We start from the raw sequence: 23084 nt of genomic DNA, 5'->3' as shown, positions 1-23084 counted from the left end.
TTAGAACTATGGGAGGGGGCTGTTCTGTCGGCGCTTATTCTCTTGGCTGTAGGCAACTTCACAAATGTAATTCAAACCCTCCGAGCTGGTGTCCGAGGCGTATTCGCTTGCATATATTCCGAAGCCATCTTCATTGCATTCAGGAGCGCAGGGCTATATCAACGACCGCACCACCGACTACCACAGCTTGAAATCTCGCTTGATGGGCCATGGCATCAGCCCGCAACGTTCTGATCATTTTGATGTGTTGAACCACCAACTGCGCCATAGGCTGATGAGCCCGGGGAAGTTGGTGATTGTGGCCGATGCCTACAGCCTGAGCTGTTCGCTGGAATAGGCCTGGTTGGTGCGCCATGCCGAAGCGATTCGCCTGGAGCTGGATAACGCCGCTGGCACCCAGGTGGTCAATGACTATGACCTGCTGCAAAGCCTGCTGGGGTACACCTCGCTGGGCATCGGCAGCGCGACATCGACCAGGGTGAGGTGGCGCATACTCTGGAACTGGTCGAGCAAGTCGTGTTACTGCATCTTGATCGGTCGATCATCGGTGAATTGCAAGTCATCGTTGGTCATTGGCTGCTTCCCGGCAGACTGGATATCAGATGATTAGGTGTGGCCAGCTAATCCTGCGCGACGACACAAAGTCGACGTTGCCAATCATACTGATAGCTCACACTCAAAAGTCGCGGGTGAATACTGCCCATGCTGAGCAGTTACTATTTGTGGTTACCAGCGGCCCCGCAACAGGGCCAGCGAAACAGACGATTTGGTCTGAGTGAGACCATATCGTCTGTCTCAAAGCGTGACAAAGCCGCCCGAAGGCGGGCCTATCTTTTCGCTACAGTGTGGTGGGGAGAATGTCTAAAACACCGTCACCGCTGGTTGATATTCTGTAGTTTTTCACCTTTCCGCCACTGATGATTGCCTCTCGCTCTTGTCTGTCCGCGCCCATCCCGCAGATGCCGCTTCCTTGGTATGCCGCGCCGACAACAACCGAGCCAGCAGGGACGTGGAGGGCAACCCTTTCTCCAGGCTTGAGTAATGCGGCCACTTTTCCATCTACGAAAAGGCCCACCGAGCAAAGACTTCCCGTATGGCCAGAGTCTCTGGTTACCGACAGTGTGCCGGTACCTGGGGAGCTCGTCTGATATGCGAGAACCCTTTCAGGAGGTACCGCAACAGCGGTTTTCGTGGGTACCGGAGAAGTAGCACAGCCGGCCATCAGGGCAACCAGGGCGGCAACAGCGGTAATTTTCAGCATGAGAGCTCCTTTCCATGAGGCGGCCACTTTAGCACCGCCCCGCGGCTCCTACATCTGGTCTTCGGCGTAGATAGCGGCGCTGATGATCGCACCTCCTACCCGCCGCTTGCCGTAGCAGAGCGGTACCGGGTTACCGGATGCCGTGGTGTTCTTGGCGCTACCGAAGGCATAGCCGGGCGTGTTCTCCGGCGCGGCGCTGGTCTTGAGGCCCCCGGCCTGCGGGCTGAGCATCTGAATTATCCCGCCGATGGACATTGCGGCGCCTGCCGAATACAGAAAAGGTGACGCGGCAGCGAATGGGGTGAAAGACAGCACGTATGCTGCTGCAATCAATATCCCGCCAACAATGGTTTGAAGAGAGCCTGCGCGCTTACTGCCGGTGATTACGGGCGCAATGATGATGTCGCCTGCGCCCTGGAAACCCAGCTCCGTCTCGCCGACATTCTTCTTACCCACGAACACTGCAAACTCCAGACCTCTCGACTTGGCGTTGGAGATAAATCTCTCGAGCCCGGGGATCTGCACGCATAAGGCTTTTATGGCTTCCGCCGGCGTGCGGACGGCGAGCGGGTAAGACTTTCCGAATTGTCGCAACTGCGCGCAGAGCCTGATGTTTCTCATTGGGGTGTATTCAATCGAAAGTGCGGCCATGATTTGTTTCTCCTACTTGTCGCTGGTGGTGTGGGTTGGTACTTCGGCGCCGATCTGCATGGCCAGCATCATTCGGGATGCCATGGCGTCGTCACGGATAGCCTTTTCACGGCGCGGGTCTGGATTCCACGCCCAGCAATGGGTTGACACAAACGCTCGAGCGAACGGCTCTATTGGCTTCATCAGATCTGCTGCTATACAAGCCTCGTCCTCGGTGTAATACGGACCGTCGATCTCCTTACGGCCACCCTTGACGATGTGATCAACGCCCCAGACGTAATACCCCGCCACCGCTTTCGGGTTGATCGCGAAATCAGTCACCTTGCACGCCTCGACGAAGCGCTCCCGGTGCGTGGGCGCCTGGCCCGTTGTGTTGCTGTTTTGGTCTGTCATGGTTTCCTCTTTGCGCCGCTGGCGCTGGTCATGGGCTGGTGCCCGGCGGTGTTGCTCGGTGTCGCGCCACGTTTTCGTGATTCGTAAAACGTGGCGCGGAAAATGGTCATTTGCCGACGATGCTCAGGGCGGGCGGCAGCTTTGGGCCGAACGGCGCACCAGGGGCGAATGGGTCGGGCAACTGATCTTCTGGGCATTCCCTGATGAACCGGATCATGGCGGCGTGGCAGGCTTGATACAGCGGGCCACCGGCGCCCCATTCGTCGCTCTTGCGGTCGGCGCTGTCCTCCAGTTGGGATAGGTAGGCCACTCCGCGAAGGCTGGTGTCACCGTCTGCGCTGGCCCGATGGCGATGTACTGGGTTGACGCCCAGCAGGTCACACATCTGGTCGAACCCCAGAGCCTGCACCAGCCCCTCGCGGTCGAACATTAGTGATTGGCCAAACTCAGCGAGTGCGCTCCACGCTCCGCTGCGGGTAGCCTCCTGGTGTTCGTTGGCCTGCTCCTCCAGTTCCGCAATGGTCTGCCGGGTGAATGGGAGAAACGCTTTCAGCTTTCCCGCTTGCCGGCGTAGCGCTCGCCGTTCACCGCGGATAACGTCGAGCTGGACAGCAATGGCGCGACATATTCGCCGGGTGGTGATGAGCTGCGTAGCGGCGCTGATGCCGGGTTTAATACCGATGTTGCACAAGCGGGTGATAAGGCTGGGCGTCATTGGTGCGCCTCCATAGGCGTGTTGTCGTAGCTGGCGCGCAAGTGGGCGCCAGCCGTGCAATAGCGGCCGGTGGGCGCGTAGCAGCTCCGACAAACCATGATGTGGTTGAGGTAGTGGTCACGGGCTTGTCGCCATTCGGGCGTGGCAGTGGCGGCGCTTGCGTGTGGGCTTGTAATGAGTCGGGGAGCGCGCTCGACAGGGTTGGCCAGCACCAGGCGTGGGCGAGGCCGACTCCCCAAAATTGGTGAGTCGATACCTGCAATGGCTGGCGGCATGTGATCGAGCAAGCCGGAAAGGAGACTCATGGCGTCACCTCGGCCTGATTGCTCCATTGCCCATATGTGTCTCTAGAAAAAAATCGGGGGAACGGGGGAACAGTGGGAACAGCCAATGTTTCCGGGGCTTTCAGAGGGGGGTTCTGTTCCCCAAGTTTTTTTGTGGGGAACGGTGATAACCAAATTCTGGAAAACGCAGACGCGCTTATATTCAAAAACATGTTTGTGTTCCCCCTGTTCCCCATACATTCAATAAGGGGGAACGGCCGCAGCCCATGGTTTTACTGGCTGTTCCCCCGTTCCCCCTGTTCCCCGCGTTTATAGGTTCCTGTGAACTCGGGCATTCATATTTGGTGGATTTGGTGGTCATGCGCCGCCCCCTTCGCTGTCCATGGCTTCTGGGTCGATCACGTACAGGCGCGCCGACCCGCCAGCGGGGATGCGGTATTTTTTGGTTTTGCGGCTATCGCGGTCGGTGTCGCGCTTGGCCAGGGCCCCGCCAACCTCCAGTGCCTTGACCACGCGGGTGAGGCCGAACCCATGGGCGGCCTCGATCAGTGCGGACTTGTTGAACAGATAGAGCCGCTTGCCGGCCACCAGCTCCCAATACCCGGCGCGGTTGAATACCTTGGCGTCCACCTCCGCTGCGTCGACATCGGAGAATCGGCTGCTGCCGTGCTTGTCGATAAAATCGATGATGCCGGCCAGGATCTGGCGGTCTTCTGCGTTGCCCCCGCCGACACGGGAGAGCCATTCCCCGTAGAGCAATCGGCAGTCTGAGAGGGCGGTACCGGGCTCCCAAGGCAGCAAGCCATAGGCGATGGCCATTTCGCCCGCCAGCGCGATTACGGCGAACCGGTCGGCCACGCGGCCAGCCTGGGCGTTGTCCTCGACAAACTGGGCGCGGATGCCGTCAAAGTCACTGAGCAGCCCGGGCTTATCGTCGGCGGCGACCAGGCACTCCACAAACGCTGGCCCAAGGTGGCCGTGGTGGGCGCCGACCGCCACCGTGAGCTGTCGGTGAAAGTCTGCCCCCTCAAGCCCGTGCAATTCGTCGAAGGCCCGATGTGTGCGGGTACCGGCGTTCACGTCGACCATGCGTAACTCAGCTCCAGCGTGGGCGGCATTGCCGGATATGGCCGCGTGCTCAGAAAGGGAGCGCTCGCCGCTGGAGAGTGTCAGCAGGCGCCAGCTCAATTTGGCACGGCCTTCGCGCTCGCGGGTCATGGTGCCTTTGCCCTGGCCGTTGGCGAGGGAGTAGGCCATTTCCTGAACGCGCTTGGGGTCGGCGCGCTTGATCTCATCCAAGGGCAGGATGGTGTCATTGCGGCTCGATGCCTCGATCTCCAGGCCGCCCTTGGTCATGTCCCAACTGGCGGCGAACACGCCTGGGTCGCCCCATACCGACGATCCGATTAGTTGCGCCAGCGATTTACCGCTCGAGCTATCGCCCACCAGGTGAACACCACCGCCCAGCACGCCCACCAAACTCAGCAATGGGCCAGCCAATGAGCAGCCGATCGCCAGCGTCAGCACTGGGTTGCCCGCGCACTTGGCGGCCACCTCCGATTGCCACAGCGCCAGCTCGCCGCGCCGACTGAAAAGTACCTGAGCCTTGTTGCTGGCCTGGTACCGCACATTGGCGCTGCCGATGGTTCGCCCAGGCAGCACGAACGCGCCCGACTCATGCCAACCCGGCCGGCTGGTGGTGGCAAACACTTCTGCAGGATGCTGGTCGAGCAAGTACTCCATGAACGTGCCGCGTTTCTTCAGGGCGATAATGACGCCCATCCCGAACAAGGCGCGCCGGGCGTCCTCGCCGCTGCCGCCGAACACCTCCATGGCGATGATCCATTCCTTGATGCCGCCCTCGGTGACCAGGCGCAGCAATCGGCCTTCGCTGCCATCGTCGCTGTTGGTGGTGCGGGCGACGACTGTGACGGGGCTGGAGATCCACTCATCGGTGATAGGCCGGGCGCCGGTATCGCCCTCGGCGTCGTCCTGGTCAGCGGCGGCGCGCTTGAAGCTATGCCAGTAAACGCCCGGGCGCAGCTTGCGGCCCTTCTCATTGATCACCCATTGCTCATACACCGCCCAGCAGGGGCGATCTGGCGCAATGGTCGCGGCGTCCGGCCGAAGGTTGATCACGTTGGTGTCAGGCTTGGACATGGGCGAGTTTCCAGTTGGCGAGGTCGTTGAAATCGGTGAGGTGATCGGGGGCGCCTTCGGGCCACTCGGGGAAAGCCACTTGGCCACCCACGGCCGCCGCCGCTGCGTTTGCCGCTGCGCGCCCCGGGTTGCCATCGGTGAGCCGGTCGTCGTCGCCGGCGATGACGATTGGTTGGCCCGGGTATCGAGCGCGAAGGGCCATCGCCGCCGGGATCAAGTTGCCCGCATTCATGGCAGCGGTAACGACGTAGCCGCCGTGCTGGTGGAGGCTGGCGGCAGTCGCCCACCCTTCGCAGATGCAAAGCACAGAACCTGGCTCGATGATGCCCAGCGGCGAATAGGTACCCTTGATCCTGCCGCCGAACAGGAAGCGCTTGTCGCCGTCCGGACCGATCCTTTGCAGGTTGACCAAGCGCCCATCCAGGTACAGCGGAATCAGCAGGTCAGCGCCACGTTGGCGCAGGCTGTAGGAGCGAACCGCCTTGGCGACCAAATACGGATGGTCGGGCGCGGCCCGGCGCGCGTTGCTCCACCAGTGGTTGGCCTTCTCGGCGGCCCGCTGCTGGCGCCGGTGTTGCTCGGCTTCGCGCTGGCGCCGGGCCTGGTCGACCCGCTCGCGGATTTGGGCCGCTTCGCGGGCGTCCACTGGTTCGCGACTACACCAGGTGCTGGTGCCACCGGCCTTCCAGCTACCGAACGCGCCGGACGCGATACCGTCAGCAAACAACGTGTACCAGCCATTGAAGGAGCCGGCCTTGTCGCCAGGGACGTGGAAGCGGTGAATGATTCCGTCGTCTACGGGTAGCCAGTCGAGCGGGCCATAGACGGCCTGGAGCGCATCACGGAATAGGATCGTCACGTCTGTCATGCGGCCCCCTTCGGCGGGGTAAACCGCGTGGCCAAGCTCTCCAATTTCTGAGTCAGACGTTCCAGCTCATTGCATTGGCGGCCTTGGTCGCCTTCCGAGATGCGCAGTTCCAGGAAGCCGACCAGGGTTTCCACCAGCAGGGCATAGCTGGTGCTGTCGATGTGGGCGCCCGTGGCGGGCGGCACGCTGCTGCCCTTGCGCTTGATTGGGGTCACGTTACCCATGGCCGACCTCCCGGTGATCCGCACGAGCAAAGGCTCGGCAGACGTGGCCGTTGTTCACGCCGTGCCAGCGGGTAATGTCGTCGATTGAATCAACCAGGCAGGCCGTCACCAGGGCGCCAGCACTGCGCATGACAACGCGCCCGCACTCGGCGTCGGCCTCGGTCAAGAACGGCCCCAGCAACGCCTTGGGCGCCTTCGGGTGAGTGACGTAAAACAGTTCGGTGGCTTTTTTCAGGCAAGCCGATCCCGTCGACGCAGATGCGCCGTTTTGAATTTTCATGCTTAACCTCTTAGGTCAGGGCGTCGGCTCTTCGCGTGAGTACGCGGTGGTTTTGGACAAAATGTGGAGCTGATGAAAAGGATCGAATGTGAACGCATGTGCTGGCTCATAGGGCGACCTCGCGGTAATGCTGAGCGCCGCCTAGGTCGTCCGATCCGAATAGGGCTTGATTGACAGCCTTCCGGCTTTCCAGCATCAGATCGTGCTCATCATGCGTGCCGATACCCGCCGCCACCCACTCTGGCAGCTCCTTGCGGCGCCGCATCTCGTTCAAATGCGTCCACCACCGGGTGGCGTGTGTGCGTTCGGCAGAAATCGCCTCGGCCACATCGTTGCTGCGCTGGTCCAGCAGGTAGTGCGGCAATGGTGCTGCCTTCTTCGCCTCGGCGCTCGCATCATCCAGTTCGTTTTCCATGCACTCGCACCACTGATAAACCTTGGCGTACCAGTCCTTTAGGGTGAGGGTGCCAAGTTGCGCGAGCGCGTGAGGTGTACTGTCTTCGGGGAAGGTCTCAAGCATCAGAGTGAATATTGCGCTCACGCTATCGAAGGCGCTGGTCACTTCGTACAGATCCTGGGTGGCAGTCTCGGCTATTCCCTTGTAGGAGCGGCTCATAGCTCACCCCCGGCGTTCAGGTCCGAGCACCCGGACAGAGCGGCGGAAATTGCCTCGCGGTTGCAGTCGGCGGTGTTGGCGCCGTCAGCGGCCAGGTTCCACGCGACATCTACCAGATTGCGGACGTGCTGACTCGTGCCCTTGTCTGCCAATGCGGCATAGAGAACGGCCTCAACCTTGCTCAGGGCGATCTGGGCGCTTTCGAGATCCTCAAGCGTGTCGTGGGCGATCTCTTGGATGGTGCGGGCGGGAGTATTCATTGCACACCCTCGGCAGACTCTAGGTAGCGGGCAATGCTCATGTGGTGCGAGTAACGCTTGAGGCGGGTTGCGAGGCTGGAGTTTGCGCGGAGGGCGCTCAGGGCTATGCGGCGGTGAGCAAATGCGCGAATTGCGGGCGGAATGAGGGCGTGCATATGTGGAGCTCCCGTATCAATTTGAGAGCTGCCACGTTCGCGACCAAACGAATGGGTGGCAGCCGTGCGCAGGTTGGTCGACCGGAGATACAGAAATCCGGCACGCCCGAAGGCGTCCTGCGCACAGCCGCCATAAAACGAAACTGCGGGCGTAAAAAAAGCGCCTGCAATCGTAATATGGGCGCTGTTGCGCCTGTATCTACTCGGGCGACCAAACCCGGTCACTGAATTTGCAGTGACGGGCGAACCATACCTACGAGCGCGACTGCTTGCAACAAAAGTTATCGACCGTTTATCGCTGATCATGAGCATAGCTGTCATGGGCGGAAGTCCTCCGAATCGAGTGGCAGCCTCAGTTGCTCCCTCAGATGGGCGACGTGCGCGTACACGCCAGGCTTGTCATAGCGCCAGTGAGCCAGCCGGCGACCACTGCTGCTGGCTTCCTTCTTGCGGGCCTCCAGCGTCTGGCAGGCGTGCCCATACCGAGCCTCGCGGAACGCCATGATCAGGCTCGCTTTCAGCTCCACAACGCGGTCGGTATTGCGAGATAGCGACAGCAGGAAGAACGCTTGGTCTTCGTTCAGCAAGCCGAATCGCTCCGGCCTACCACCGGCAGTTCCGGCCAAGGGTTTCTCCGTTTGAAACGGAACAACCCCGAACTCTTCAAACTTCGTCAGGTAACGCTCGATCAGCGCCATTGGGTTTTTGTGCTTGGTTCCCAGTTGCTTCGCGAGCTGGCGGCTATCCACGCGAGGCTCGCCCCCGATTTGAGTCACCATGATTGCGTTCATGCGGTCACCTGCGTCGGCGGGTTGGTGCTGAGGTAATAGATCGCCATGCCCTGGTGAGTGCGCCCTTGATCGTCGTTAAGGGTGAGGCGGTTGGTCAGGATCTTGTGGCCCAGGCCGCGCAGTTCATTGATGCGGGCACCAGGGCGAACGATGTTCAGCTCGCGGATGGCTGTGAAGGTATCAAGCGGACCAGCTTGCGGGCGCTCTAAAAGGCGAGCGCGCTGTGCCGTTCCGCTGGTATTCTCTACGTGAGTTTTTTCTGGGCTGGCCTTATTGGGTTGGCCTTTTTTTTGGTCGGTCATTTATGCCGCCTCCCCTCGCAAGGCGATGCGCTGGCGCACCCAGGCTTGCGCCTCAGCCAGAATCCAACCGACAGGTGCCCCACGCGATTTGCTATCGCTCAGCGGGACGGGGCGGGGGAATGTCGGATCGTCTTTGAGGCGTTTGTAGATTGTTGGGCGGGCGTAGCCGGTGATCGCCGACAGTTCGCTAATGCGGATGATTACTGTGGCCGGATCGAACTGGTGAGCGGTCGTAGCAGTAGGCTGCGAGTTGAATGTGGTGCTCATATTCTGTTTCCCGTTTGCTGTAGATGGCGGGAGACAGGATGAGCACTCTACTACGTCGAAAAAATTCATCCGCTGTAACGGTTATTCAGTTAACCGTAATGGAAAGGGTAATATCCGTTACGGTTGAACAGTTTTTCGACTACGTCCACCTTTCCTGGCGTAATCAGGCGCGACGGGCTTAATCCAAGCCTTTAGCCTTTCGCTCGTATCTGGCAGCGCTACGTTCAAGCCCTGCTCAGCGAGAGCGCGATACACAATATCGGCCATCTCTCCAATTCTTATGGACTGATTCGAGTCTTCTTTCCATTTTGAAGCCGCCAAGTTGAGCGCTTTCTCTACAGCCTGATCTTTCAACCTGTTTATCTCATTGAGGCCCTTCATGCGACTGTCTTTAATCGCTAGGTGCTCGGCTCTTTCTTGCTGAATTCGATTCGAGTGGGTTAGCACCAGCGCGTACTGTATGTGCTTCGTTGCGAATATTAACTTCAAGCCTGCGTCCATCATTGTCGAGCGTTGACGACGCACGGCCCTTCTTGCACGTTCAAGAGGGCTTTGTTTCCTAGCAAGGCCTGGCAGTTCAAGCTCTAACATATCCTCGATGTACTGACTTTTTGCCATCGACTTCTTGTCGTCTGAAAACGGAGGGATTTCAGCGAGATTTACTGCTGCCTGGAACTCCTCCAGCGCATAGACCGCCCAGAGCTGTGCTTCCGAAAATTGCGTGCCTGTGGACAGAGAAAGATCTTCTGGAGGGAACATCTTCAGAAGCTCGTACCTACGCATTTCGTGCATGTACTTCGCTGCGTCGTCGTATTCGTCAGCAGCTCGGTTGGGGAGGGCGTCTGCGATGTAAGCTCGATAGTGTGTTTTGGCGTCATCGGTGCAGCTGATAATCCTTTTGCGAAGCTCAGCAACCTCAGACGTAGTGAGGTTTTTAAGAAGCTCTACGATGTCCTGATAGACCATATTGAAACCCAGTCCGTCAGGGCAATAATAATAAGGGGCGAAGGGGTCATAATCGTTATAGGGCGTCCCCTCCGGTCTTGGGCCGAACAACATCATGTAATGAAGGCGGTCTTCAAAAATTACCGGCTCAGGATCTTTCAGGAATCTCACGCAAATCTCCTATCAGTTCTGGTCCGGCTGTGGGCAGAGCATCCGGCTCAAATTTCGGGGTTGGCTGTATATCCAAACAGTTATGCTTTCAGTCTATAGCTGTCTACACAAACGAGGAAAGCCCGGAGTCACGCCCGCTTGCTAAAGTCACCTTGGACAACAACGCCACCGGCGAGGCTGTCGAGATAATTCGCATACCATTGCATCATTTTTGTACGCTGCGGTAGGTACTGGGCCTTGTTGTAGACGCCGGCAACGCCAGGCTTTTTGTGTGATAGCTGGGCCTCGACGTGGTTCTCGTCGAACCCGTTCTCGTTGAGCACTGTCGACGCGATATGCCGGAAGCCGTGACCGGTTTGTCGGCCCTCATATCCCATACGGCGTAGCGCCATCAGAAATACGGTGTCACTGCGTGGTTTGGTGTGGTCGCTGCGGCCAGGGAAAAGAAGGGGATAGCTGCCGGTGTACTGGCGTAGTTCCTCCAGTGCCTCGATCGCCTGAGACGAAAGCGGTACCAGGTGCTCAAGTCCCTTTTTACGTCCTTTGCGCTCGACGGGGATCGTCCAGATCTTTTTGGCAAAATCGAACTCCGACCACTTTGCCTCGCGTAGCTCGCTGGGGCGCACGGCGAACAAGCTCAGCAGGCGCAGACCGAGGCGCACATCGTGGGCGTGCGGATAGGCAGCAATGGCGCGGATTAGGCTGGGAAGCTCGTCCGGTGAAACGTGGGCATAGTTCTCGGCCTTGCCGGACTGGAGGTATTTTTGCAGGCCCTCAAGCGGGTTGTGGGTTGCCCGGCCGGTTACCCTGGCCAAGTCGTAGGCGTCTCGGCAGTACGAGCGCACTCGGCTCATTTGCTCAAGGATTCCCTGCTGCTCCATGCTGCGCAGAAACTCCATCCACTCAAGCGGAGTGATGTCGGCATAGGGGCGCTTGCCGAATACCGGGAAGACGTGACGCTCCAGGGCGCCGATGATTCGCTTGGCGGTACCCGCATCCCAGTTGGTGAGACGTGAGGCGTACCACTCTCTCGCCAGTGGCTCGAATGTCTCGCCGGCGATATCCCTTTCTGCTTTCTTGCGGGCTTGCTTGGTAACGATCGGGTTTTTGCCGTCGGCGGCGTCGGTGCGCAATTCGGCAGCTTTCTGCCTGGCGACTGATCCGCTCACCTCGGGGTAACCGCCAAGCCCAAGCCATGACCATTTGCCGTCGGGCTTCTTGTAGCGAAGCTGCCAGGACTTTTGGCCATCAGGCTTCACGCGGAAATAAAGGCCGCTCCCGTCCAACTCGCGATACTCGTTGGCATCAGGCTCTAGGCCGGACAATGCGGTATCGGAAAGGGGGCGGCGTTTTATCTCGGATCGCTTCATTTGGGCTTGTATCCCCTCGGTTCAATTATCTGTCGAGGATACACAGGGGGATACACGGAGGGAAGGTATGGGGGGATACAAGGAGATATAGTCAGAAACAAGAAAGCCCGCACTAGGCGGGCTTCTTGAGGTGGTTTAGAGACTCATGTAGACATCTGTAAACCGGTACTTGGTGGCTACACAGGGACTTGAACCCCGGACCCCAGCATTATGAATGCTATGCTCTAACCAACTGAGCTATGTAGCCAAGTGGCGCGCATTATTCGCGGAGAACGGGAATGCGTCAAGCGCTTTTTTGAAAATTTATCTACGCTATCAACTGTTTAACGGGAAACACCGGGTTTGGTGACGAGCGGTTGGGGTTTGCGCAGGTCCCAAGGCGGCGAAGATCAAAAGGTGGGAGCGGGCTTGCTCGCGAATGCGGTGTGTCAGTCAGCAGAGGTATTGGCTGGTCCACCGCTTTCGCGAGCAAGCCCGCTCCCACATTTGATCTGCGGTGTTCTGGCGTTCGTGCGTCAGGTTTTGCGCGGGTGCAGGCACTCTATCGAGCGGTCGACCATGGCTTTGGCCATTTCCAGCAGGTGCCACACGGCGAGGACTTTGGCGCGTTCGGGGCTTTGCAGTTGTTCGCCACAGTCGAGCGCGGTGGCAGAGGCGCTGTGCAGCAGGTCGGCGGTGTAGAGCAGGGAGTCTTCGAAGCTGATTTCGTCGCTGATGGCGTAGAAGTTTGTCGAGGGTTGCGGCGGGTCGGTCGGCAAATAGTGGTCGAGCGCTCGGTTGAAGGCGGCGCGGTCTTTGGCTTGGTCACGGGGTGGATCGGGGACGATCTTGAACATGGTGGAGCTCCTGATTGACTGGGAGCCGTACCGTTCGCGACTAAACGAAGGGTGGCGGCTGTACGCAGGTTAGTCGACCGGCTAATCAGGAAAACCCGGCGCACCCGAAGGTGCCCTGCGCACAGCCACCATGAAACCTCATGAAAGCATGCACCTGATATAAGTCCGGGCGACTAAACCCGATCACTGAAAACCAGCGACGGACCGAAGACTAGTCACCGACTTCCCCAGGCACAAGGCCGAAAGATTCTCTAGGAAACGTCCCGCAAATTAAAGGGATTCATCTTGCTGGCCCTTTACAAGCCGTGACCGCTGCATCGATTCACCTACTCGTTAGCCTGCTAACGGGATAGCCTTCCTGCACCCAAAAGTGGCACATTGTCGCACCTGCACCTGTGCATCCATCTGCTGTATGGAAAACCTCCCATGGCTCTGAGCAATTCCCAGCCCTCCGTGGCTACGGCGCCTGCCGCCGGGCAAACCAGCCCGTTGGTGATGCGTGTGATCGGCGCGGTGGCGCTGGCGCATTTGATCAATGACTTGATCCAGTCGGTACTGCCCTCGATCTACCCGATGCTCAAGGCCAATTACGGCCTGACGTTCACCCAGGTCGGGCTGATCACTCTCACGTTCCAGCTCACCGCTTCCCTGCTGCAACCGTGGGTGGGTTATTACACCGACCGCCATCCCAAGCCGTACCTGTTGCCCTGCGGGATGATTTGTACGCTGGTGGGCATTTTGATGATGTCTCAGGTGGGCAGCTTCCCGTTGATCCTGCTGGCAGCGGGCTTGATCGGGATCGGCTCGTCGACCTTCCACCCGGAAGCGTCCCGCGTGGCGCGTCTGGCTTCGGGCGGGCGTTATGGCCTGGCGCAGTCGACCTTCCAGGTGGGCGGTAACGCAGGCTCAGCGTTCGGTCCTTTGCTGGCGGCGGCGATCATCATTCCGTTCGGCCAGGGCAATGTGGCCTGGTTCGGTCTGTTCGCAGTGTTTGCGTTGTTTGTGCTGTATGCGATCAGCCGCTGGTACGCGCACCACTTGAATCTGTTCAAGCTCAAGCAAGGCCAGGCGGCCACCCATGGCTTGTCCAAGGGCCGGGTGCTGAGTGCGCTGGTGGTGCTGGGGCTGCTGGTGTTTTCCAAGTACTTCTACATGGCCAGCTTCACCAGTTACTTCACCTTCTACCTGATCGAGAAGTTCGACCTGTCGGTGGCCAGTTCCCAACTGCATCTGTTCTTGTTCCTGGGGGCGGTGGCGGCGGGTACGTTCTTTGGCGGGCCGATTGGCGACAAGATCGGCCGTAAGGCAGTGATCTGGTTTTCGATCCTTGGCGTTGCGCCGTTCACCTTGCTGCTGCCTCATGTGGACCTGTTCTGGACCAGCATTCTGAGCGTAGTGATCGGCTTTATCCTGGCCTCGGCGTTCTCGGCGATTGTGGTGTACGCGCAAGAATTGGTGCCAGGCAATGTGGGGATGATCGCCGGGGTGTTCTTCGGTTTGATGTTCGGTTTTGGCGGGATTGGTGCAGCGCTGCTCGGGCACCTGGCTGACATTCACGGCATCGAATACGTGTACACGCTGTGCTCGTTCCTGCCGCTGTTCGGGGTGTTGGCAATTCTGTTGCCGCGTACCAAAAAGGCCTGATGTCGAGTCAATCGAGTCGGGCAGATATCCTTGCTGCCCAACGCTTGCGTCAAACGGGGTAAATCAATTGCTCCTGCAAAGGGTGTCGGCGTTGCGCCAGGCCCTGATTTACGGTTGTAGCGGGTTATACGTGGCTCGCTTCAACTGTTCGCGCGCCCTGGACAAACGTGAGCGTACGGTGCCGATGGGGATGTCCATGGCGTCGGCGGTGTCTTGGTAGCTGCCGTCGGTTTCCAGCGAGGCGTAGAGCGTTTTACGCATTTCCGGCGGCAAGTGCGTGATCGCCCGCAGGGTCTTTTCCAGTTTGCGGTTGATCTCGAACTGCCAGTCCAGGCTGTTGTTTTCTTCCTGCCCATGCCACAGCGCTTCATCGAATTCGCAATGCACCGGTTTGGCATACATGCGCCGGAAGTGATTGCGGATCAGGTTCTGGGCTATCCCGCACATCCAGGTGCTGAGCGTGGCCTGGCCACTGAAGCGGTCCCGGTTGCGCCAGGCCTCCAGGTACGTCAGTTGCAGAATATCGTCTGCGTCTTCCGGGTTCAGTACGCGTTTATGAATGAAGCGGCGGAGTTTCTTGTGGTGGTCTTCCGACAGGTTCTGGATGGAGCGGTGCGGGTCAGGTGTAAGGTGAACTAAAACATCGATAGGGATATCCATGATTTTTTCCTCAGGGTAGACACGATCGGAATAATTCCGACGGGAACCCCCTTAGCACTGCCTGTGCCAAGCACTAATTACTCATAACCTATTGATATATATAGCGAAATATCTTGTTTTCATGCTTTTTTACGCAAGGTTTTGCACAAACCTTCGCAGGGTTGTGCCGGTTTTTTCATAAGCCTCGCAATCGCCGATAAGTTGGAACCGTAACGGGTTTGCCCGCCACACAAGGACACGAATCTCCCCGTCCTGGCATTCCCCATGAAAGTCGATCCCCATATTGATGTGCAAAAGCCCCAGAGCCTGGAACAGCCTGCGCCTGCAAGGGTTGATCACCGGCCACCCTCCACGGCGAGCGCCGCGCCGATCGGCGACGACCTCGGTTCGCTGTTCAACCAAGAGGTCGAGCTCAACAGCCGTGCGCTCGGACGGCGGCAGATAGGCCTGCGTGTTATGCCGGTCGAGCAACTGGCGCAACTCTATGAACAGTTGGGGCATCCGGCTCAGGCAACGCTGGCGACCGTCGCGCGTAATGTCAGGGTTCAACTGTTGGTGAACTCCAGCGTCGAGAAGTTTCTGGAGATCACCGGCAATGACCCGGCCCGGACCTACGTGGTGCTTCAGCAAGTGGCCGCGCAGGCCGATGCCGAGGTGCGCAGCAACGAGGCGAAGCTGGCTCGTGAGGCGCTGGTGAAGCTGGAGATGCGCTTCAAGCCGCAGATCCAGGCGGGCCTGAACACGGCATTGGCGCTGCAGGCCAGCAGTGATGACCCTCAACTGCGGCAGGCGGTGCGCGGTGTGTATTACGCCAGCGTGGTTACCCGGCAATCTCTGGCAACAATGTTGCAGGCGCTGCTGGGGTTGTTCGGTGGCGATGAATTTGGCTTGGGGCTGAAGCTGATGCGCCGTGCCCTGGCCGACGATATTGCGGCGCTGACTCCTTCGATTGCTTCGGCAAAATTACTCACGCTGCTGGTGGGGTTGCGCGGCTGCGACCAACTGGGTGGCATCTTATGTAATTGCCGGGACCTGATCGAGCGCCTGGCCCTCACCTATCCCGCGGTGACACGGGACGCGGTGGCGCTGCTCCAACGCTTGCTGGCCTACTCGAACACCGGGATTGCGGCTGCCGAGATCCAGCGTCTGGCCAATGAATTGGGCGGTGCTGACGTACTCAATCAAGTGATTTCACTCAATAGCGTTTACCCCGTTCTCAAGAGCCTGCCGCTGGCAGTGTGGCGTGATACGAGGGGCCGTGAAGAGTGCCTGAACAGCTTTTTGCTGGTGATGGACGAGTACGCACGCACCGAGCGCGGCGTCCGGCAGGGTATGGCCTTGCAGGGCCCCGATGCATGAGCGCGTTACGGGTCATCAATGGCGTGCTGCTGAAGGTTGCACAACGTGCCGAAGTCTTGGGCGCGGTGGTCATCATGGCCATTGTGTTTATCTTTATTGTGCCGCTGCCCACCTGGCTGGTGGACATCCTGATTGCCCTCAATATCTGTATCTCGTGCCTGTTGATCGTGCTGGCGTTGTACCTGCCGGGGCCGCTGGCGTTTTCCTCGTTTCCGTCGATCCTGTTGCTGACCACGATGTTTCGCCTGGCCCTCTCGATTGCCACCACGCGATTGATTCTGCTGGAGCAGGACGCCGGCGATATCGTCGAGGCCTTCGGCAATTTCGTGGTGGGCGGCAACCTGGCGGTGGGGTTAGTGATCTTCATGATCCTGACCATCGTCAACTTCCTGGTGATCACCAAAGGTTCCGAGCGTGTTGCTGAAGTGGCGGCGCGGTTCAGCCTGGACGCCATGCCCGGCAAGCAAATGTCCATCGACAGTGATTTGCGTGCCGGCCTGATCGATGGCGAGCAGGCCCGGGACAAACGTGAGCAGTTGTCCCGCGAGAGCCAGCTGTTCGGGGCCATGGACGGGGCCATGAAATTCGTCAAGGGCGACGCGATTGCCGGGCTGATTATCGTGGTGATCAACTTGCTGGGCGGTTTCTCCACCGGCATGTTCCAGCACGGCATGAGCGCCGGCGATTCCATGGCGTTGTACTCGGTATTGACCATCGGTGACGGCCTGATTGCGCAGATTCCCGCGCTGCTGATTTCCTTGACCGCCGGCATGATCATCACCCGTGTGGCACCGTCCGGGCGTAACAAGGGCTCCAATAACATGGGCGCCGAGATCGCCCGGCAAATGACCAGCGAACCCAAGAGCTGGATCATCGCCTCGGTCGGGATGCTCGCGTTTGCGGCGCTTCCCGGGATGCCGACGATGGTATTCATCCTCATTTCATTGATCACCGGTTCCCTGGGTTATTACCTGGTACGCAAGCGCCAGCGGCTAGAGCAGCCGGAGCAAACGAATGCCGATACGGTCGCCCCGCAAGACAATGGTGAAGAAGACTTGCGCGGCTTTGATCCGTCGCGGCCTTACCTGTTGCAGTACCCCGCAGCTTTGCACGGCAGTGCGCAGGTGGCGCAGGTCACCCATGGCATTCGCCAGGCGCGCAATGGCCTGGTCACGCAAATCGGCCTGACGCTGCCGCCGTTTGAAGTCGAGTTCGCACCGGCACTGGCCGACGATGAGTTCCGCTTTTGCGTGCATGAAGTGCCGATGATCAAGGCCACTCTTGGCAATCGCATGGCGGTGGTCCGTGACACCCTGGCCGCTGAGCCCGAAGACGGCGCCAAGGGACTGCCTGAGCGCGACGAACAGGAATGGGTGTGGTTGGCGCCCGATGATCCATTGCTTGACGATGAGCAATTGGAGCGCTTCACCGCAGAGAGCTTGATCATCGAGCGCATGACCCGCGCGATGCTGCTGAGCGGGCCGCAGTTCCTCGGGATTCAGGAGAGCAAGTCGATCCTCAGTTGGCTCGAATTCAACCAGCCGGAACTGGTGCAGGAACTGCAACGCATCATGCCGCTTTCACGTTTCTCGGCGGTGTTGCAGCGCCTGGCCAGCGAGGGTGTTCCGCTGCGTGCCGTGCGTCTGATCGTCGAGGCCTTGATCGAGTACGGCCAGCATGAACGTGAGCCGGACGCCTTGGCCGACTACGCGCGCATCGCCCTCAAGTCGCAGATTTTCCATCAGTACAGCGAAGCCGATGGCCTGCATGCCTGGCTGTTGTCGCCCCACACCGAAAACGTGCTGCGCGATGCATTGCGCCAGACCCAGACCGGAGTGTTCTTTTCCCTCGACAACGACAGCAGTGCGGTGCTGGTCAGCCTGCTCAAACAAGCCTTTACCGTGCGGGCCAAGAGCAAGAGCGTGCTGTTGGTCGCGCAGGATTTGCGCAGCCCTTTGCGTACCTTGCTGCTGGAAGAATTCAACCATGTGCCGGTGCTGTCGTTTGCCGAGTTGGGCAGCTCCTCGAAGGTGAAGGTACTGGGGCGTTTTGATCTGGGTCAGGATGATCTGTTGCACGGCGCAGTGGCATGAGGGCTTGATGATGTTTGAGTTGCGCGTGCTGGATGGCCAGCACCAGGGGGCGGCGTTGCCGCTGTTTGGCGAGCAGTGGAGTATTGGTGCCGCTCCTGACGCGGACCTTTCGCTGTTCGACCCGGGCATTGCCGAGTGGCACGTGTGGTTGCGCCTTGCAGGCGGGCAATGGTTGCTGCAGGCCGAGCAAGGGCTGGTGCAGAACGCCGAGGGTCAGCTCGTCGCTCAGATCAGTGACTTGCCACTCAACGTGCCTTTTTCGATTGGCCAGATTCGGCTCTGCGTCACCCGGGCCGATCAGCCCTGGCCCAAGGCGCCTGTCGTTACGGCGACGGAGCCGGCATCCGTCAGTGAGACGCCGCCGACGCTGACGTTGTCCTCGATTTCGAGGTCGCAGCAGAAGCGTTTGATCAGCCTGGTGGTGGTGGGGGCGGTCATCATCACGGCGATCGGTATGGCTACCAATGGTGAACGCCAGGCACAGGCATCGCTGATGCCACCAGAGGTCCGCAAGCCCGAATTGGGCTCGCCCTACGAGGTGCGTCAGCAGTTGCTCAAGATGCTCGGCGAGCGAGAGTTGGGCCACCGTGTGAGCCTGCAAGTGATCAATGGCCAGGTCAGCCTCAACGGCGATGTGTCCCGGGACGACGTGGAATTGGTATCGCGCATGCTCAGCCGTTTTGGTGAGCAGTTCGAAACCTCGGTGCCGGTGCTCAGCCGTGTCAGCGAACGCAACAGTGAACTGCCCTTCAAGATTTTGCAGATCGTCGGCGGGCCTCATGGGCATGTGGTTCTGGAGCAGGGCAACCGGCTGTTCGTCGGTGACGAGGTGGAGGGTCTGCGGCTGGTGCTGATCGACAACACCAAAGTGGTATTCGATGGCAAGCAACGGTTCGAGGTGCGCTGGTGAGTGAGCAGATACAGGCCCGTCTTGAGGCTTGGCAGCAGCGCCAGTCGAGTGCGCTGGCCAGCTTTGCGCCGGTGGCGGTGCGCGGTCGTATCCAGCGGGTCAACGGCATGTTGCTGCAATGCCGGCTGCCTCAGGCGCGCATCGGCGATTTGTGCCAGGTCGAAAAAACCGTGGGCGATTACATGCTCGCCGAGATTATCGGGTTCGATCAGCAGGATGCCGTGCTCAGTGCCCTGGGCAACCTGGAAGGCGTGCGGGTGGGCGCCAGCGTGCAGCGCCTTGGGGTGCCGCATCGGGTGCGGGTCGGGGACGATCTTTTGGGGCAGGTACTGGATGGCTTTGGCCGGCCGATTGCGGGCGAAGGGCCGAGCGCCTTTGTCGAGGATGACGCGGAGGATGCGAGCCCTGTGTTGTGCGAGGCACCCTTGCCCACCGAGCGGCCGCGGATCAACCGGGCGCTATCCACCGGGGTGCGCTCGATCGATGGGTTGGTGACGCTGGGGGAAGGTCAGCGTGTCGGCCTGTTCGCCGGAGCGGGCTGTGGCAAGACCACCTTGCTGGCCGAGATCGCCCGTAATGTGGAGTGCGATGTGATTGTGTTTGGCCTGATCGGAGAGCGAGGTCGCGAGCTGCGCGAGTTTCTCGACCATGAGTTGGACGATCAGCTACGCGCCAAGGCAGTGCTGGTGTGTGCGACTTCCGATCGTTCCAGTATGGAGCGGGCGCGCGCCGCCTTCACGGCGACCGCATTGGCCGAAGGGTTTCGACGCAAGGGCAAACGTGTGTTGCTGCTGATTGACTCCCTGACCCGGTTCGCCCGGGCCCAGCGCGAGATCGGCCTGGCCGCCGGTGAGCCACTGGGCCGTGGCGGCCTGCCGCCGTCGGTGTACAGCCTGATGCCGCGCTTGGTGGAGCGCGCCGGGTTGACCCGCGACGGGGTGATCACCGCGATCTACACCGTGCTGATCGAGCAGGACTCGATGAACGACCCGGTGGCCGATGAAGTCCGCTCGCTGCTCGATGGCCATATCGTGTTGTCCCGCAAGCTGGCCGAGCGCGGCCACTACCCGGCGGTGGACGTGTTGGCCAGCCTTTCCCGAATTTTAAGCAACGTGGCTGAGCCCGTGCACATCAAGGCCGGCACCGCATTGCGGCGTTTGTTGTCGGCCTACCAGCAGATCGAGCTGATGCTCAAGCTGGGCGAATACCAGCCTGGCAGCGATGCCCTGACAGACCTGGCGGTGAACAGCCGCCAGGCAGTCGATGGTTTCCTGCGCCAGGACTTGCGTGAGCCGGCGCCGATGCAAGCCACCCTTGATCTGCTGATGGAGCTGACCTGCGATGTCCCTTTCTGAAATAGACACCCTGCGGCGCCTGCGCAAGCATCGGGCTGATCGCGCCGAGCGCACGTTGCGGGCGGCCAAGCGGCTTCAGCAAGCGCTGCTGTTGCAGATCCAGCAGGCACAGGAAGCGCTTGAACACACCCGCCAGGAGGAGGCGCGCAAAACCGCAGAGCTGTTGGGCAAGCATCAAGGGCAAGTGATCTCGTTTCGCGACCTCAAGTCCTGGAATACCCAAGAGCGCACGTTCTCGGCCGAGACCCGGCGCGAGGAAGGGCAGTTGCATGCGTTGCACGGTCAGCGCGAGGAACAACTCACCCATGTCGACAGCGCACAGCGGCACGTTACCCAGTGTTTGCGCGAAGTTGAAAAACTCCAGGAGCTATCCCTTTTGTTGGTGCAGGAAGAGAGCGATGACGCAAGTTCCAGTGAACAAACCTGAGCGTCCGCGTGAGCCCCGGGAAGAACGTGAGCCCGGCACGGGGGCGTTTGTGTCCGTAGAGCAGAGACTGTTATTTACCCAGCTGTTTACCCGCGACCGTGACGGGGGGGGCTATGGCTCCTCCCGCACGGCACTGATGGCGCCAACCGAAGCGCTGATGATCGAGGCGATGACCGAACAATTGGCGCCCCGTTTACAGGCCGCTACGCAGTGGCCGTTGCAAGCGATGTTGTACCTGCCGCGTTTGGGGCGGATCAACGCGAGCGTGCGTCGCGAACAAGGCGCCTGGAACGTTGAGCTGACGGCTGAGGAAACCCACACCGCACATTGGCTGCCCGGCGTGCGGCAACGGCTTGAAGATGGCCTGGCCGGTGCACTGGCGCAGCCAGTGCACGTGCATCTGGCAGACAGGGTCCCGGCATGATCATGCCGGTCTTGAATGTGCCTGTGGTCAACGCAAAAACAGTGGCGGCGCGGCGCAGATTAGGGCGTGGCATGCGCATGCCGTTTCGGGTCTCGGGGCAGCACGGCGAGTTGTTGATGGTGCCCGGCCGTGCGCCTGAGGGTGTTAAACCGTTGTGTTTCGAGAGTGCCAGCGGGGTGCTGGCGTTTGCCGAGCCTGGGCCGTTGTTCAGCCTGCTGGGGGAGTGCCCGGTGACACTGGCAGAGGCCGGCAACGACCCGGATTCCTGGTTCTGGGAATTGTTCCAGCACCACCTGAGTCCCGAGGTGCGAGCGCTGTTCGGTTACCTGCGGTTGTTGCCTGTCCCCAGGAAGTTGACGTTCGGCTGCCGGTTGACGGTGACGCTGGGTGCGTCCCGCGTGGTGGGTTACCTGTGGCTGGCGCCCGAGACCTTGCTGGCGCTGTGCGACGCCGGCCCCTGGCGGCCCATAGCTGCGCCGCTGCCCGCGTCGTTTCAACTGGCGCTTGCGGTGACGCTGGGGTGCCTGCGGCTGCCGATTCTCCAGGTGCGCCACCTGCGTGCCGGTGATGTGGTGATGCTTGAACAACCCACGTTCGACCCTCAGGGAAACGGCCTCCTGCACGTTGGCAGGCACCGGCTGCACGGCCGTATTGATGATGAATCCGGGCCGTTGTGCCTGACGCTTATTTCGATTGAGGAAACGTCCGTGGACGAGGATTTTGCAACACAACAATACCCTGGACATGCGGATGATCAGCCCGTGGTGGACGTCTTCGGCCATGAGCCCTTCGACGAGTTGAGCATGGCTCTGAATGTGCGCTGTGGCACCCTCAGCCTGACCCTTGGCGAACTGCGCAACTTGGCCCCCGGCGCGGTATTGGGCATCTCCGGTTACGCCCCCGGCATGGCGGGGCTCTATTACGGCGATCGGCCGATTGGCCAGGGGCAGTTGGTGGAAGTGGACGGGCGCCTGGGGTTGCAGTTGTCTCGCGTGGTTTTTGCCCGATGATGTTCCAAGGGATTGACCCCCTGATTCTCGCGGTTTTTTTCGGTGCGCTGTCGTTGATGCCGATGCTATTGATCATCTGCACGGCCTTCTTGAAGATCGTCATCGTGCTGATGATTACCCGCAACGCCATTGGCGTGCAGCAGGTGCCACCGAGCATGGCTATCAACGGTATAGCACTGGCCGCGACGTTGTTTATCATGGCGCCCGTGGGGTATGAAATTGCTCAGAACGTGAAAGCCTCCCCTGTGGACACGAGCAATGTGCAGACGCTTATGGACACAGGGGTTGAGGCCATCGCGCCGTTGCGCGCATTCATGCTGCGCAACACCGATCCGGATGTGTTGACTCACCTGCTGGAAAACAGCGCACGCATGTGGCCGCCTGAAATGGCACAAAGCACTCAACGCGAAGACCTGATCCTGTTGATCCCGGCGTTTGTGCTTTCCCAGTTGCAGGCGGGGTTCGAGATCGGCTTCCTGATCTATATTCCGTTCATCGTCATCGACCTGATTGTCTCCAATCTGCTGTTGGCCCTGGGGATGCAAATGGTTTCGCCCATGACCATTTCCCTGCCGCTCAAACTGCTGTTGTTCGTCATGGTTTCCGGGTGGTCGCGATTGCTCGACAGCCTGTTCCTTTCTTACCTCTGAGTG

General features: G+C 59.9%; 28 protein-coding genes and 1 tRNA gene. 11 read left to right on the top strand and 18 right to left on the bottom strand.

Annotation, left to right across the window (positions count from 1 at the left end; translation table 11 throughout):
- Positions 1-133 precede the first annotated feature (133 nt).
- The gene (locus SNL23_RS09165; protein WP_318302080.1) at positions 134-337 is read left to right on the top strand and encodes a hypothetical protein; all 204 of its coding nucleotides are present in this window, start codon (positions 134-136) and stop codon (positions 335-337) included.
- A gap of 9 nt (positions 338-346) precedes the next feature.
- Positions 347-610, top strand: a complete 264-nt coding sequence (locus SNL23_RS09160) for a hypothetical protein (RefSeq protein WP_318302079.1) — start codon at positions 347-349, stop codon at positions 608-610.
- 228 nt (positions 611-838) lie between these two features.
- Here the strand turns inward: SNL23_RS09160 and SNL23_RS09155 are convergent, their stop codons facing one another.
- The 17 genes from SNL23_RS09155 to SNL23_RS09075 all read right to left on the bottom strand — a co-directional run bounded on the left by SNL23_RS09155 (position 839) and on the right by SNL23_RS09075 (position 12549).
- On the bottom strand, positions 839-1261 hold the full coding sequence (locus SNL23_RS09155) for a hypothetical protein (RefSeq protein WP_318302078.1): 423 nt from the start codon (positions 1259-1261) through the stop codon (positions 839-841).
- Between the two features lie 48 nt (positions 1262-1309).
- On the bottom strand, positions 1310-1912 hold the full coding sequence (locus tag SNL23_RS09150; protein ID WP_219266395.1) for a tail assembly protein: 603 nt from the start codon (positions 1910-1912) through the stop codon (positions 1310-1312).
- 12 nt (positions 1913-1924) lie between these two features.
- The gene (locus SNL23_RS09145; RefSeq protein WP_318302077.1) at positions 1925-2305 is read right to left on the bottom strand and encodes a hypothetical protein; all 381 of its coding nucleotides are present in this window, start codon (positions 2303-2305) and stop codon (positions 1925-1927) included.
- A gap of 106 nt (positions 2306-2411) precedes the next feature.
- A complete protein-coding gene (locus tag SNL23_RS09140) occupies positions 2412-3020 on the bottom strand; it encodes a hypothetical protein (protein WP_318302076.1) in 609 nt (202 codons plus the stop codon).
- Between the two features lie 641 nt (positions 3021-3661).
- A complete protein-coding gene (locus SNL23_RS09135) occupies positions 3662-5464 on the bottom strand; it encodes a DUF927 domain-containing protein (protein ID WP_318302075.1) in 1803 nt (600 codons plus the stop codon).
- A complete protein-coding gene (locus SNL23_RS09130) occupies positions 5451-6332 on the bottom strand; it encodes a toprim domain-containing protein (protein WP_318302074.1) in 882 nt (293 codons plus the stop codon). Before SNL23_RS09130 ends, SNL23_RS09135 begins: the two co-directional genes overlap by 14 nt.
- Positions 6329-6556 carry a hypothetical protein gene (locus SNL23_RS09125; RefSeq protein WP_318302073.1) on the bottom strand — a complete coding sequence of 76 codons (228 nt, stop codon included), beginning with the start codon at positions 6554-6556 and terminating at the stop codon, positions 6329-6331. The genes SNL23_RS09130 and SNL23_RS09125 overlap by 4 nt, the downstream gene beginning before the upstream one ends.
- Positions 6549-6836 carry a hypothetical protein gene (locus SNL23_RS09120; protein WP_318302072.1) on the bottom strand — a complete coding sequence of 96 codons (288 nt, stop codon included), beginning with the start codon at positions 6834-6836 and terminating at the stop codon, positions 6549-6551. The genes SNL23_RS09125 and SNL23_RS09120 overlap by 8 nt, the downstream gene beginning before the upstream one ends.
- A gap of 106 nt (positions 6837-6942) precedes the next feature.
- Positions 6943-7452, bottom strand: a complete 510-nt coding sequence (locus tag SNL23_RS09115) for a hypothetical protein (RefSeq protein WP_318302071.1) — start codon at positions 7450-7452, stop codon at positions 6943-6945.
- Positions 7449-7712: a hypothetical protein gene (locus tag SNL23_RS09110; protein ID WP_318302070.1), complete on the bottom strand. Its 264-nt coding sequence runs from the start codon at positions 7710-7712 to the stop codon at positions 7449-7451. The genes SNL23_RS09115 and SNL23_RS09110 overlap by 4 nt, the downstream gene beginning before the upstream one ends.
- A 472-nt stretch (positions 7713-8184) precedes the next feature.
- A complete protein-coding gene (locus SNL23_RS09105) occupies positions 8185-8658 on the bottom strand; it encodes a Rha family transcriptional regulator (protein ID WP_318302069.1) in 474 nt (157 codons plus the stop codon).
- Positions 8655-8960 (bottom strand): helix-turn-helix domain-containing protein, encoded by a 306-nt coding sequence (locus SNL23_RS09100; protein WP_318302068.1) that lies wholly within the window; start codon positions 8958-8960, stop codon positions 8655-8657. The genes SNL23_RS09105 and SNL23_RS09100 overlap by 4 nt, the downstream gene beginning before the upstream one ends.
- Positions 8961-9227 carry a helix-turn-helix transcriptional regulator gene (locus tag SNL23_RS09095; protein ID WP_223018029.1) on the bottom strand — a complete coding sequence of 89 codons (267 nt, stop codon included), beginning with the start codon at positions 9225-9227 and terminating at the stop codon, positions 8961-8963.
- Between the two features lie 117 nt (positions 9228-9344).
- Complete coding sequence (locus SNL23_RS09090; protein ID WP_318302067.1) at positions 9345-10343, bottom strand: hypothetical protein; 999 nt, start codon at positions 10341-10343, stop codon at positions 9345-9347.
- 128 nt (positions 10344-10471) lie between these two features.
- Positions 10472-11713 (bottom strand): tyrosine-type recombinase/integrase, encoded by a 1242-nt coding sequence (locus SNL23_RS09085; protein WP_318302066.1) that lies wholly within the window; start codon positions 11711-11713, stop codon positions 10472-10474.
- Positions 11714-11883: 170 nt separating this feature from the next.
- Positions 11884-11960: transfer RNA gene (locus SNL23_RS09080), tRNA-Met, on the bottom strand.
- A 268-nt stretch (positions 11961-12228) separates the two neighbouring features.
- On the bottom strand, positions 12229-12549 hold the full coding sequence (locus tag SNL23_RS09075; RefSeq protein WP_063033154.1) for a DUF6124 family protein: 321 nt from the start codon (positions 12547-12549) through the stop codon (positions 12229-12231).
- 426 nt (positions 12550-12975) lie between these two features.
- Here SNL23_RS09075 and SNL23_RS09070 point away from each other — a divergent pair, with 426 nt between their 5' ends.
- Positions 12976-14193, top strand: coding sequence for an MFS transporter (locus tag SNL23_RS09070; protein WP_008430708.1), 1218 nt, complete (start codon positions 12976-12978; stop codon positions 14191-14193).
- 108 nt (positions 14194-14301) lie between these two features.
- On the opposite strand, the gene SNL23_RS09065 is transcribed toward SNL23_RS09070, so the two are convergent.
- A complete protein-coding gene (locus tag SNL23_RS09065) occupies positions 14302-14853 on the bottom strand; it encodes an RNA polymerase sigma factor (RefSeq protein WP_076014944.1) in 552 nt (183 codons plus the stop codon).
- A 264-nt stretch (positions 14854-15117) separates the two neighbouring features.
- Here SNL23_RS09065 and sctW point away from each other — a divergent pair, with 264 nt between their 5' ends.
- From sctW to sctR, 8 genes are read left to right on the top strand one after another with little or no spacing between them, the layout of a single operon-like run.
- Complete coding sequence (gene sctW / locus SNL23_RS09060; RefSeq protein ID WP_318302065.1) at positions 15118-16212, top strand: type III secretion system gatekeeper subunit SctW; 1095 nt, start codon at positions 15118-15120, stop codon at positions 16210-16212.
- Entirely contained in the window at positions 16209-18305 is a 2097-nt protein-coding gene (gene sctV, locus SNL23_RS09055; RefSeq protein WP_318302064.1) for a type III secretion system export apparatus subunit SctV, read from the top strand. The genes sctW and sctV overlap by 4 nt, the downstream gene beginning before the upstream one ends.
- A 10-nt stretch (positions 18306-18315) precedes the next feature.
- Positions 18316-19215: an FHA domain-containing protein gene (locus tag SNL23_RS09050; protein ID WP_178124300.1), complete on the top strand. Its 900-nt coding sequence runs from the start codon at positions 18316-18318 to the stop codon at positions 19213-19215.
- On the top strand, positions 19212-20570 hold the full coding sequence (locus tag SNL23_RS09045) for a FliI/YscN family ATPase (protein ID WP_318302063.1): 1359 nt from the start codon (positions 19212-19214) through the stop codon (positions 20568-20570). Before SNL23_RS09050 ends, SNL23_RS09045 begins: the two co-directional genes overlap by 4 nt.
- A complete protein-coding gene (gene sctO / locus SNL23_RS09040; protein ID WP_318302062.1) occupies positions 20557-20997 on the top strand; it encodes a type III secretion system stalk subunit SctO in 441 nt (146 codons plus the stop codon). Before SNL23_RS09045 ends, sctO begins: the two co-directional genes overlap by 14 nt.
- Entirely contained in the window at positions 20969-21421 is a 453-nt protein-coding gene (locus SNL23_RS09035) for a type III secretion system HrpP C-terminal domain-containing protein (protein WP_318302061.1), read from the top strand. The genes sctO and SNL23_RS09035 overlap by 29 nt, the downstream gene beginning before the upstream one ends.
- The gene (locus SNL23_RS09030) at positions 21418-22431 is read left to right on the top strand and encodes a FliM/FliN family flagellar motor switch protein (RefSeq protein WP_318302060.1); all 1014 of its coding nucleotides are present in this window, start codon (positions 21418-21420) and stop codon (positions 22429-22431) included. The genes SNL23_RS09035 and SNL23_RS09030 overlap by 4 nt, the downstream gene beginning before the upstream one ends.
- Complete coding sequence (gene sctR, locus SNL23_RS09025; RefSeq protein WP_076014952.1) at positions 22428-23081, top strand: type III secretion system export apparatus subunit SctR; 654 nt, start codon at positions 22428-22430, stop codon at positions 23079-23081. Before SNL23_RS09030 ends, sctR begins: the two co-directional genes overlap by 4 nt.
- Positions 23082-23084: the final 3 nt, after the last annotated feature.

This window comes from Pseudomonas sp. SED1 (assembly GCF_034044025.1).
Taxonomy (GTDB): domain Bacteria; phylum Pseudomonadota; class Gammaproteobacteria; order Pseudomonadales; family Pseudomonadaceae; genus Aquipseudomonas.
Note: the sequence above shows the minus strand (reverse complement) of the source record. Positions and strands in the feature narration are given on the sequence as shown.